This is a genomic window from Cytobacillus kochii (genome assembly GCF_020171845.1).
GTDB lineage: Bacteria > Bacillota > Bacilli > Bacillales > Cytobacillaceae > Cytobacillus > Cytobacillus kochii.
Window position 1 is genome coordinate 17,337 of the sequence record NZ_JAIVAM010000006.1, and the last position, 12,986, is coordinate 30,322.

The 12,986-nt window shown below is 33.1% G+C and carries 6 protein-coding genes and 1 pseudogene; all 7 read right to left on the minus strand.

Going from position 1 to position 12,986, the window contains the following annotated elements:
- Positions 1 to 471: 471 nt before the first annotated feature.
- Complete coding sequence (locus LCM23_RS10785; RefSeq protein ID WP_224936962.1) at positions 472 to 792, minus strand: DUF3969 family protein; 321 nt, start codon at positions 790 to 792, stop codon at positions 472 to 474.
- Positions 793 to 892: 100 nt separating this feature from the next.
- On the minus strand, positions 893 to 1,798 hold the full coding sequence (locus LCM23_RS10790; RefSeq protein WP_224936963.1) for a restriction endonuclease: 906 nt from the start codon (positions 1,796 to 1,798) through the stop codon (positions 893 to 895).
- Between the two features lie 64 nt (positions 1,799 to 1,862).
- The gene (locus LCM23_RS10795) at positions 1,863 to 4,346 is read right to left on the minus strand and encodes a restriction endonuclease-like protein (protein WP_224936964.1); all 2,484 of its coding nucleotides are present in this window, start codon (positions 4,344 to 4,346) and stop codon (positions 1,863 to 1,865) included.
- Between the two features lie 193 nt (positions 4,347 to 4,539).
- Positions 4,540 to 6,009 (minus strand): annotated as a pseudogene (locus LCM23_RS10800) (MrcB family domain-containing protein); the annotation flags it as partial.
- A 434-nt stretch (positions 6,010 to 6,443) separates the two neighbouring features.
- Complete coding sequence (locus LCM23_RS10805; protein WP_224936966.1) at positions 6,444 to 9,338, minus strand: AAA domain-containing protein; 2,895 nt, start codon at positions 9,336 to 9,338, stop codon at positions 6,444 to 6,446.
- A gap of 248 nt (positions 9,339 to 9,586) precedes the next feature.
- The gene (locus LCM23_RS10810) at positions 9,587 to 10,888 is read right to left on the minus strand and encodes an aminotransferase class IV (protein ID WP_224936967.1); all 1,302 of its coding nucleotides are present in this window, start codon (positions 10,886 to 10,888) and stop codon (positions 9,587 to 9,589) included.
- Positions 10,889 to 10,935: 47 nt separating this feature from the next.
- Complete coding sequence (locus LCM23_RS10815; RefSeq protein WP_224936968.1) at positions 10,936 to 12,825, minus strand: AbiA family abortive infection protein; 1,890 nt, start codon at positions 12,823 to 12,825, stop codon at positions 10,936 to 10,938.
- Positions 12,826 to 12,986: the final 161 nt, after the last annotated feature.

Sequence of the window (12,986 nt, forward strand, 5' to 3'; positions counted from 1 at the left end):
TCTACCCCTTTTTAAAAAAAATCTATTTTTGCAAAGCTTATATATGTAAACTAGTACATCCCCCTTAACTTTTAAAAGAATAGCCAAAGGTTTAGCCTTTGGATACATCAAGAGGGTTCTTGGTATCATGAGGGACAGACCTCAAAACTGACTTCTAAACATTTTAAAGGTAATTGATACCCAAAATCTAACAAAACACCACACAATCCAAAATGTTGGTTCTTAAAGACCAATTATTAATCCGCTTAAATAATTCACATAATTTAATAGTATTTTTAAGAACCTTGGCTGTTTATTTATTACGAAATTTAACAGTTAAATAACTAATATTTCTTTACAAGAAAGAAAGAACCCTTAAAAAGCCTGTATGGCTTTTTAAGGGCTTTTTAGAGAACTCATTATTAGGTTATTTTAAATATTTTTTTATTACTTTATCTTGAAATTTATGTTCTTTTCTTTGTTGTAATAAATTCATACTTTTTCTTTAATTTCTATTAAACTTTGAGATAATTCTTCAGGTATTAAACTCTCTACATCTTCTAATTCTGTTCCTAAATGTATAACTTCTAATACTTCTTTTGAAATTCCTGTAGAGTCTACTAATTCCATTATATAAGGACTAAATAAAATTTTTTCAGACTCTTCGATTGTTATCAAATTTTCATTTATACCTTCAATCAACCCTTCAACATTTAAAAGTATTATTTTTTCTAATTCCTCTTTACTTGTAGTATTTAATAACAATTGATTCATATTACTATTTAACACTCCAACCACTTTTGACTTTAACATCATATACTTAACCTGATTTACTTTGAAAGTAAAAGATATTTCGCCCATGAACTAAACATACAAATCAAACATAAGGTTGTTGGCTATGTGGTTGCTAAAGTTATTCCTCAAAAAAATCCAAATCCAACCTTTTCGTCACAAATACTTCTTCTTCTGTTGTTCCAACGTTGAATTTAAACATCAGATCGGTTAACTGTGCACCATCAATGAGAATGACACGTTTGTCAATGGATTGCGCGTAATCATAGGCAGTCTGGGAGAATTTAGCTGTCGTGATAAATATTCCTTTGGCTGCCTGCTTTCCTACGAGACTTCCTACAAAGCTTTGAATCTCTGGTCTTCCGATTGAACCTTCTTTTCTCCATCTTTTTGCCTGCAGATAAATCATTTCTAGGCCTAAGATATCCTCTTTAATAATCCCATCTATGCCCTCATCGCCGGATTTACCGATTGCCTCTCCTGCGTCTTGTACTGAACCACCATAACCCATCGCAACTAATAACTGTACAATTAATCGTTCAAAAAAGGCAGGAGAGCAATCTAAGATTTTTTCTAATAAGGCATCTTCTAAATCTTTTTTAAGGATATGAAAGTTTTCATCCATTAACTCCAAAGGCGTTTTTTGTTCGGCATTCTTTTCATCATTGTTATCTTTATTCGCTTGGTTGATAAACTCATTAAAACTTGCATACCGCGTTAAAAACTTTCTATTTAGCTGGTTCACATTTGGATCCTTTAGTATATTTAAGCCCTCATCAGTGATAACAAATACTGCTCTTCTCACCACTTTAATTAATCCGGCTTTACTCAAGTACGTCCTTGCCCAACCAACTCTGTTTACTAAGACTGTTTGTTTTCCATTCGGCAACGTTTCAGCCATCGCTTCTTCATCTAAGTTAAAGTAATCTGCCAACTCTCTATATAGATCTTGCAAGCGATGCTCCTTACCATCCTTCAGCTGTTGAAGGAAAGGATACATAAAATCTTGATAGCCTGGTATCGTCATTTTCTCATCTTAGCTCCTCTTCTAGTGCATTCTTAATATCATTCTGGACACTTTCATATACATACTATCCTCTACCTAACAAACCAACCAACTCCCTAAAAACAAATGAAGGATTCCTTTGCAAAGTATCTAGACTAACTGTTTTCTGATCATCTTTCCCTATCAGAGACACTTCCCTTTTGTCTTTATTGATTTTGATTAAAACATTCTTAATCCTGTATTCTTCTACCTTAGTTGCTATATCGATTTCTACTGAGTCCAGTTCAATAGATATTTTATCGGAGACCCTTCTTAGCATTCTCCAGAGCGTTTTTTCTTCTTTCGATCTCATAAATAGTTCTGGGAGCTCTGTCGACTCTTTCAAATGATTTAATGTGGTCTGCATATAGGCAGCCACACCGTAGCCTACAGGTTTAATGATTGGGTTGCAGTTGATCCAATGGTCCACTTCAAATTGCATGTATTCTTCGCTGCCTACTTTTTCAGGTCTTATTTCTTTGGCCCTGCCATAGCAGATGACTCCGTTTTGTTCTAAAACACCTTTTTTTACGTAAAGAGCGATATACTTTGTCTCTTGCCAGCCTGATTTAAGCTTAGTGATAGGAATACGATAGCTGCCTGTCTGTTTAGATTGAATATACTCTTCTCGATCTTTCACAAGGCCAACAAGCACTTTTTCTTCCAAATTGGAATGCCATTCTTCTAAGGACCCTCTTGGTAAGATACCTTCTTGTTGGATTTCTTCAGGGCTTTTTTCAATCAGTCTCTCTACAAATCTTTCGACCAGTTCTGTTGCATTAGGAAGAAACGGCAAGCCACCAATATTTACTTTATCAATGCTCTTATAGAAGTGATGATTTTGGTATAACTCTTCAAAGGACCATGGGAAAAGGACGTAGGCGCCAAAGGCTGTTCGTTCGTACGGTCCATCATTGTAAGCTACAATCGAATCTCGATAACGATGCATCGTGTTAATATCGTCTTCAAGTGGACCGGGTTGCTTGTATCGATTTTGATAATAGCTGCCTTCTTGGGCGTAATCGATACGATATTTGGCATCGAATACATAGTTATAGGTAAAATCCTTGCCTTTTTTCGCAATACTGAGCATCGTATCTGGCTTTTGTGGAATGGTTGGCAAACCGCTTTCGTACTTTTGGTATGTTAGAATAATTTCCTCTTTCGTAAAAGGATGCTTGTATTTTCTCGTTGCTGAACGGTTCGTTTGCAGATTAACAAACAACCCATCTCGATTGACTTGGATAATATCCTGACTGATCAGTTGATACTTCTTATCAAGGATTTGCCCAAGCTTCAAAAATGTCCAATATTCATAGAGTGTAGCTACATCTTTCACCGACATTTGATACAGCTTTCCTTGCAGCATCAACCCTTTCGATACTGTCAAATAAATTTGAAAGGCCTCTCGATAGCCTGGTGCCATCTGCAGCACTAAACTATGAATGGAGCGATCTAGTTTTTTGATCCCTTTCCAAAAGGGGCTTTTTTGCTTCGCTTCTAATTGCTTAATCATCTCAATCAATTTGTCTAAAAGGTCTGGATCCGCTTCGACTTCCCATCTCGTCCCTCGATGTCTTAATGCCTCCAGTAAATCATAGAGCTTATGAGTTACCCGCTGCATCATCCATTTCACATAGCGATTTTCTAACGTATCATAGGTAAGTTCTTTTTTCACACGGAGCCCTTCGATAGGCATAAATGTTTTGTGATCGCGACGAATTGAGATGCCCTTATTAACCTCTGTAAACAAATGCGGCCTTTTCTGCAAATAGGTTCGGCTTCTCGTGTCTAATTTGTTTAACTGGTCTCCCCTTACTTTTTCATATGTTTTGTGTAAGAGGTGATGTGGCTGTCGTTCAATCTGGTTAACAGCTTGAATAAATTGATCAAAATGCTTACTAATAAGACGGTAAAATTCACTTCTTGAAGGCTTGCCCTCAAGTTTTAATCTAGCCCCTAAATAAGTTTTGCGAATGAAATGGAAGGCGAGGTTATAAATTTCATCGTTCACCTCTTCTAGAAGCTTTTTATAGTCATTTCGATAATCAAGCTTTGCTGGAAACACCTCTAGCGTCACATCCAACAGCTTTTGGCTACCATCCCTAATTTCAAAAGTGGTTAACCCGACTTCATTCTGAAATCGCAAGCTACCCATCAACATATAAGTATGGGCTATCTCTACCTTAGCGACGGCTTGTCTTAAACCCGGATGTTCATGATAAAAAGATAATTCCCTATTTGTCTTCGGCACGACAATGACCTGATACACGCCATTTTCAAAAAAAATCGGCCGAAATTGAGATGATTCCTGAAGCAATTGTGTTTCAATGTTATAAATTAATACCTGACTTACTTTATCGCCATGAACAGAGAACTGCATGACATCATGCCGATCCATTGCCCGGTATTGTTTCAATCCTTCATATCGCTCGTGATACGGCTTTCCTTTCACGACAAGAGACATATCCTCCGTTTCGATCTTCACAAGTTCAACATCATCACGATACCCAAAAGGATGTAAAGCCATCTGCCTGTAACCTCCTCAGCATCTCAACCACTTTTCTGGCGCTCCTAGGGTACAGCGCACTCTGCACGTCGAACGAGGCATTCTCATCGTCCTGATACGCCGTATTCGTGAATAGTTGATACAGTTCCCTTAGTAATTGATCAATTCTAGCATCGCTTCCGGATAAACGTGGCAAGATCTTCTGAAGAATACAATGATCAAACGCTTCCTCAAAGGTCATTAACTCCCCTTCCTTGTTATACGCCAGATAGAACGAGATTTCGTCCCTCACCCGGTAACCAATATGGGCATTAATTAGCTGGAGAGACTGATTAATCCTCACGAGCTCAGCTGTAGCTTTCTCAATCATCTCCGTATCTTCCCGATAAAGATCCTTCAGATGTAAATACTCTGAAGCCAGTTGACTCTGCCCTATCACCACAGGCTCGGCTTCTTCAAGGTCTTGAAGAAAAGATAAATGATCCAACTCTACACGATTAAACTCGATTGTATTGGCACGATCCAACACCTTTTTACTAAACGGATGTTTCGTTTCATCCATATTAACTGTGCCAATCACAAATAGATTATTAGGCAGTGTAATCACCTCATTCGCAACCTCTTCCGATAATAAAGCAGATGTAACCACCTTCCCATCCTCCAACCGACGACTCTCCATGACACTGAGAATATCACTGAAATAATACTCAACTCGTGCCAAATTCATTTCATCTAAAAGAACAAAATAAGGCAGGTCAGGATGCTTATGTGCTGCGTTAATGGCTTTTGTTAAAGGACCTTCTTTAAAATCTCCCTTAATATCTACATAACCTAATAAATCAGAACCATCGCTCCAATCAGGCCGCACAGGAATCAACGTAAACTGCCCATTCTTCTCATTCGCACCAACACTCTCAGCAAACCATTGCACCATCTTAGTTTTCCCCGTTCCAGAAATACCGGAAAGAATCACAAACGGCTTGGTTTTCAAAGAAAGATATAAGTTGATGACTTCCTCTTTCGGATAATAAAACCCTTTGTTTTGTATGTAAGAATAGATATGGTTGATCAAATCCTTAGTAGGCAAGAATTCATAGCTTGTCTCCCTAATTATTTCCTCATCACTATTGTTTGAAGGGTCTTCATAAATAGTACGGTCATTCAACGAAATATAATGCTCATATATCTCGATCATGCTTCTTAAATCATCCAAAATCACATTTTCTCCTGGCATCTGATCCACATCATAACGAATATATGCTGCGGTAGATAACGCATAGCCCTTTGCCTTCTTACTCTCTCCCAGATTAATATGATCATCAATCTTAACCTTGCTAGTTGCGGGAATAGACTCCCTCATCTCAGCTTTAATTCTCAGCATCTCATCCTTAGAAGTTTCCGTTACCCCCTGGCCCAAAGTAAGATAGATACTTTGCATATCCTCGCTAAACAAATAAACAATATAATAACCTCTTTGCGTTGAAACAGTAATTTTACGATTCATGATCGCTATCCAAGGAACAGCCGCCCAGTTCCCTTGCCCCACCGATCCAGTCACAACATATTCGGAAGGGTCAATAAAAGGAAGGTTATGTATAGCCGCAGTCACCTCACTTCGAACAAAGGGTCCCAATTGGTGCCCCCCGAATGCTTCCCTCTTTGCAGCTAAATATTGATTCGCAATCCTGATTAATTTCTCTCGTATATTTTGAGACATGATCTGCTCCTTTTTATTTAAAGTGTCAAAATAAGGCTCTGTTGGATTCCACTCTTCATCAATTAAAGATGTACTTTGTAACCATACTATTACCTCTGTTGTATTCATCCCTAGATGATTCTGTTTCTATATGTATTCCTTGATTATCTACCTTTGTAATTTTTTGAATATTTGAGGTTTTGATGTATTTTATTCGTTTTGCTAGTTCAATAATAAGTTGCTCAATCATTTCTTCACTCCGTTTACAGATCGATCCAATTATTTGTATATATTATACTATAATAAAAAGCCATTCAATTGGGTGGAATGGCTTTATTAGGGCATTAAAAATAGAATGTTACTATTTTGCCTTTTTAAAATTTAATTGTGATAAAATTCTGAGATGAAGCTCAGTGACAATCCTAAGAAATCTTTACCATGTTAAATTGCGTTACCATATTCCTCAATAGCCCACTAGGGGCAGTTTCACTACTTGAGAGACAATTTATTTCACCAAAGACTAGAAAACTATCTTTCGATCTTGATACGGCAACGTTTAGTAAACTTTTACTAGCATCAATAAAATAGCATCCATCATTCTTCCCATATACAGTCGACATAATAATAACCTGTCTTTCTCCACCTTGGAAAGTATGAACTGTACCCACATCAACCAGTTTTTTTATATGCTCTGGCAATGCTTTTTTTATCTCTGAAACCTGCTGTTTAAAAGGTGTGATTATGCCTAAAATATTTTTATGATTAATTTTTGGATACATAGCTTTTAAATTATCAAAATTCTCACTTATCCAATTTGCTATTTCCCTTGCTTCTACTTCATTATATCTACTACCTGCTCGTTTATTAGATTGGATACTATCTATCTGATAATGTCCAAAGTGAGGGATTGATTGTTCACTTAGTTTACTGTCTTTATCATTTGCACCTAGACCCCGTTTTGGCTCTAAATGCCCTTTATAGACTAGCTTGTTACAGTAATCAATGATTTCATCATAACACCTTCTATGCTCACTTAAAAATAGCCCTCGTTCTTCAAACTTTTCAAATTTACAGCTTTTGCATGCAACCTTCATTACACTTGACTCTGATGTATTTAGTCCCAACGTTGTTAGATTATCAAATTCATCTTTTACTTTAATCACTTCAGCTGTTTTTGCTAATGAGATATCTAGTTTTCTATGTATGTTCCAAACTGGTTCTATTTGATGGACATCACCAACTACAACTGCTTGTTTAGCCAATGAAAATGAACATGCTGCAATTTCGGGCGTTACTTGCCCTGCCTCATCAACAATTAATAGATCAATTTTATTATATAAATATTTTTGCTGTCCCTCATCATATGCAAGAAGAAGCTTGGGCAATTGATAAAATGTCATAACATAACAAGGTGTGATCATACTTAAATTGTCATAGAATAGGGTCAATACATTTTGAAAGTTTTTTCCCCTTTGTTTAGCAGTAAGTTTTTTAGCAGTTAACCATCTACATTCATAATAATGAACCGCTAACCAAAATGATAAATATCTTAAAGAAGTATCCAACAGTCCATTCAAATCATCTATATTTTTTACGCTAAAAATATCAAAATCTTCAGTTTTAAGCACATTTAAATTAACTAAATGGTCAATGACTTGCTGAATATTTATCTTTATATCTTTTACCTTTTTACTTAACTCCTCTTTTTCATGAATGCTGTTTCTTACATTTTTAATTACCGAACTATAATTTGAAATAATCTCTTCTATACCCATACTATCATCTAGAAAAGCTTCTTCTAAGTTAATAAAGGCACTTATTCTGTTTTGGACTTTATGTTTAAAGTTTGGTAAAAATTTAAGCCAACGATAATAAAAAGGAATTTTCTTATATTCTTCTTGCCATTTTTTTACTCTAGCTTGCAACTTTTGTAAATTTTCTTTTCCATCTTCTATCTCTTTTTTAATATCTTCAATAAACATATCTATACTTTTTTCATTATGATTCATTGCAAAAAAATCGTTGAAATTTTTAAAAATAGTATTACTATCGTTTTTTATTCCATTTAATCGATGCCAAATTTTTTCTTCACAATCTTTTAAAGAGAGGATCGGCGTATCAAAATACGTGGAACATTCCTTTATAAACTTCTCTTGAGATTTCTGGATATTTTCATCACTTTCCATTTCTTCAAAGAAGTTTTCTCCTTTAGGATTCGTATGGTGAAATCCTTTTATTGTTGCCTCAGTCGCTTTGCTAGCAGAAGGAAAATAAACAGCAAAGCTATTTACACCCTCAACCCACCTATTCTCTAAATTATTGCGAGTCCACTTTTTCTTTATATTTCCAAATGATTCGATAATATTAGTAACAGCTTGGTTATTGGTTGAAGAAGCGACAATTACTGGAGCCTTTTCTTTATTTAAAGCTCTTTTCACATATAAATTTGCCACAAGTGTTTGTAATAAGGTCGTCTTCCCTGTACCGGGTGGACCATTAACAGCTAAGATATCACCTTCTTCCATATGATTAAAATGGATAAGACATTCTCTTTGTGAGGGGGATAATCCATATTCTCCCCCCATTTGGCCAACATGTTTGGGGGACTCCTCTATAGAGTTCTTAATTAAAGGTTCTAACACACTAAATTCTTGCTTAATGAAATTTAAATATAATTTAGATTGTTTATAATTTCCTTTTATCAAATCATCATATAAAGCTAAGATATTTCTGGTTGCGATGATAGTATCATCTTTAAATAAATAAATTTTATCCTCCAACTCTATGCTACCTACTATAGGTTCAGTTATTTCACATCCTGTAATTTGCTCATACATTCCTTTACACAATTCAAAGTAAGATGCCCAGTCAGGGCAGTTTTTAAATTCATGAATATGAGCACTCATAAAATCATCAAAAATCTCTAAACTTCCAACTGCTAAAGATTCATCAATTAACGGAAATAAATATTCCCTGGGTATCCACGGAGTTTTCACCTCTGGAGGAAATAATCTTCCACTCCCGTCTAACAAAGCTGGAATGAAAAATATCCCACTTAAATCTTTGATATTGTTATTAACTCTTTCTTGTCCTTCAAAGATGGTCTTAATTGTTTTTGGAACAATTACTATTTCTATTTTATCCCCTGAGTAATTATTAGCCCCCTTAAAAAAATTTTGATAACTCTCTTCTGAGATCTGACCTATTCCAATATCTTCAAAAGAAACAATCTCATATGAACTCTTTTTGAAGTCTATTGATAGTTTGGCCGCAATACTATCTCTAAAATATTGGGTCATTTGTAGATTCATTTGCATAAAAATATTTCCTTTCAGTATATAAATGTAGTAAATAATATGAAGTATATGAACAAATTTATAAAATACGAATGTACCACAAAAAACACATAATATTGTCCAAACAATTCTAGACAGTTTAAATAGAAAAGATTATTTACTTGTGATACGGTTCACCGTACCGGTTTGTAGGGTAAAATAATAGGGAAGGGTATTATCCCTTCCCTAACTATCAGGAGTGTACATGCATAATTGTCAAGCTCTACTTTTTATTTTCCTTTTTTCTTAAACCATTCTTGTATTTTTATTAACAACATTAAAGAAATAAACAAGATAATTATTATAGTTAAAATTATGGTGTTTAGCTCTATACTAAAAAGATTAATTGTTAATATTAATAAAATGATTAATACGAATATTAGTCTATTAATCTGTAAAAATATAGCTGATACTAGATGATTATTTTTTATTGAGATACACAGTTTATATAAGAGATAAATAAATACTAGAGTAATGATGCTCAAAACAAGAGTCAATTGAGCCCTTGATTCATCTTTGAACAAGCTACTCCAATGGCCATATAGATCTCCTATGTATAATTGAGTTAACTCATGTAAGTTATCTCCATAACTAAATAAAAAATACAAAAATGCAGCTAAAATTACTAATAATGACAAACTTATTATAGATCGCTTTATGATTACTTTTTTATTACCCTCTTTCCATTCTTTTTTTAGAGCATTCAACCCATCTATTAAATCTGAGACTTCTAACTTTATATCTTTTTTAACATTGTTATAACCACTTATTTTTACCAATTCACCCCAAAACAAGTGATAAGCTTGATTAAATTCATTTTTAAATCTTTCATAAACTTCTGTTGCAAGTGGTAGGGCTACTAATAAAAATCCAACAATAGAAAATACTAATAAACTAATATCTAGCCAAGTTGTAAATGAATTTATCTCTGAATACTTGGCTAAACGGAGTGTTCCAATTGTAAAAACAATTATAACCAAATTAAAGATTAGTAAAAATTGATTAACCGCTTGTTTAAATGAATTTATTCTTACTCTATAAAGAATTGTTATAGTGAGTAAAAATATAATAATAATCCCAATAGTTATAACAAAGGTATTGTCCAAATTTCCTGTTAAAATGGTTATTAAATTAACAAAGATAAACGATAGTAATAATGTTAAACCAAGTAATTTTATAATACTCTTTGTGATGTATTTCTCTGTTAGAATTAAAACAATTAGTGAAAAGATAATAATATATTGATTTGGTAGTATTAATTTTTCATCCCTATATTTCATAATTATGGCTAGATTAATAATTAAGATAAATATAATAGTGCTAATTATAACCGGCCAAATTGAATCACTATTATTAATAAATATTAGTGAGAAAAAAACACCAATGGAGAATCCATAAAATATAGATAGTAACAAACCGTAAATTAAATTATTTATTACAATCATAAGTTTTGATTTTTTTTGATAAGTAAATACATCTAGAAATAGAGTAGTCATATAAATAAATGATAGTATCAAAAAGTTTTTCAGCATCGTTTTCATCCTAATAAATAGTAAATTCATTACTCAATTTTTTATTTTTATTCATTCATAACTTCACTCGAAAATGCCTCTTCTAATAAGTGTTCTAGATTATCGATGACAATTTCAATTTCCTCAACATTTAATGTTTCATCGTCCATTACTTCAGCACTTGCATGGTTTATCGGATTGTGATTTCTTAAATCATGGGCTTTCTTAATTAAGTTCTCAAGATCTGTATTATTCAGCTGCAAGTTAAATTTTTTATAGTCACCTATTATTTGATTTTTATTATAATACCTTTTGTAATTGGGATTTCCTCTTCCAGTTTGTTCGATACTCTTATAATGCATCAGCAGTGCAGTAACCCTATCAAAATATGATTTATAATATGAAAATGCTTCTAAAATATCGTTACTATTCTTGTAATGTCTGTACATAAAGTATATATACCAGACTTTTAAATCATTATTAAAATTGTAATGATCCTCAAAAATTAGGTTTATGTAACTGTTGTTGCCTTCCTCAATTAGTGATTCTACAAAGGATTTTTTACAATACATGTTAATATATTTATAAATATCAGGTTCATATTCAGCAAGTTTATTTAGTAGATCCTGATTTCGGAAATTCCTCAATATCAAATAATTTATAACTATAGCAATGTCAAATGAATCTAAACTATTATTTCGAAATATCTCATTCAAGAAAAACTTTATCAAATCCCCATCAGATGTGTTTAATATCATATTAATTAGATTTTTAGTATCGTACTTAATTATCTTGTAATCCCGTCTTAACAACCTTTTTAATTTACTTATGAGCCCTGCATCATTAAATATTCCTTTTCTGTAGTAAATTAAGTATCGAAATACCTCATCAGACGAATACTGTACATCAGGTATGGTAAAAACCTTATCTTTTATTTCTCTATAGCGGTCGTGGTTATGCAATCTTTCTCTGGCAATTTCATACAATTTATCTACAAATACTTTAATGTTATTCTCGTCAAACATACTTGGTATATCTATATCTTGCTCATTAACATAATGATCATATAATGCGACACTTAGTTCCTCACTTATATCATTAGAAGATCCATAATTACTTTTCTGCTCGTTTAAATTCAAGTTAACCTCTCTATAATTATGAATAACGAAGTTTTTTATAGTAGAGACAACTTCATTTAACAAGTCTTCACTTGTATTAAAGAAGATAAAAAGATCATCCACATATCTAATAATCTGGAAGTCTTCAATGTCATGGAGATCACCTAAAAACCCTTCTAGTTTACTATCAAACAGATCTAAGTAAACATATGTTGCTAAGAATGATAGTGAACATGATTTTTCTATAGTAGGATACTTTCCACTTCCAATTGATTGCAGTAATCGTTTATAGATTAATGCTGTCCTTGAATCTATAATAGTAGATTTTCTATTTATGTGGTCAAATAAGATGTTAATATCCAGACTATCAAAAAAATTGGTAACATCAAACTTATAGTAATAACGGTATCGTTGAGAGCATTCATTAACATCAGCATAATAACGCTCATAGCTTCTTTGGTAATGAAAATCTAGTTCATGTATATTTCCTGCATAGTAACACCTTGTTGTAGTCGAATCCTTAATGTACGCCTTACATACATGATACCCTATACATTCCAAATAAATATAAATTATTGGAGATACCAACTTAGAATTTCTAAATGAGCTATTATTCTTTTGAATATAGTGCCGTGGAAAGTCAAAAACTAGTTTATTCTTAAAAAGAGCGCCATTATTAATAAACTTATAAAAGAACTCTTCACTTTTAATTAACTCCTTTTCATCATCAGTTAAAGTAGAAAAAGGATACAGTTGTAGATATTTGTTTAGAGATTGCTTACTTTGTTTAAAAATCCCTTCACAGACATTGTTCCAGGTATCGTATTCTAGATTAATCATAAATTATCCTCCAATGATAACTATTACATAGTACCTTGATTATGTTTATATTTAACATGAATGTGCAGGTATGTATTTTTCTTGCATCTACATCTTTAGCAAAGGACGATATTACTCTCATTTAATCATACCATTTCTCACCCAAGTAAGTTACTTACTCT

Bases quoted from the DNA above. Each gene is read 5' to 3' on its own strand.
- LCM23_RS10810 (WP_224936967.1), bottom strand. From the start codon at position 10,888: ATGCTGAAAAACTTTTTGATACTATCATTTATTTATATGACTACTCTA.
- LCM23_RS10795 (WP_224936964.1), bottom strand. From the start codon at position 4,346: ATGGCTTTACATCCTTTTGGGTATCGTGATGATGTTGAACTTGTGAAG.
- LCM23_RS10815 (WP_224936968.1), bottom strand. From the start codon at position 12,825: ATGATTAATCTAGAATACGATACCTGGAACAATGTCTGTGAAGGGATT.
- LCM23_RS10790 (WP_224936963.1), bottom strand. From the start codon at position 1,798: ATGACGATACCAGGCTATCAAGATTTTATGTATCCTTTCCTTCAACAG.
- LCM23_RS10785 (WP_224936962.1), bottom strand. From the start codon at position 792: ATGTTAAAGTCAAAAGTGGTTGGAGTGTTAAATAGTAATATGAATCAA.
- LCM23_RS10805 (WP_224936966.1), bottom strand. From the start codon at position 9,338: ATGCAAATGAATCTACAAATGACCCAATATTTTAGAGATAGTATTGCG.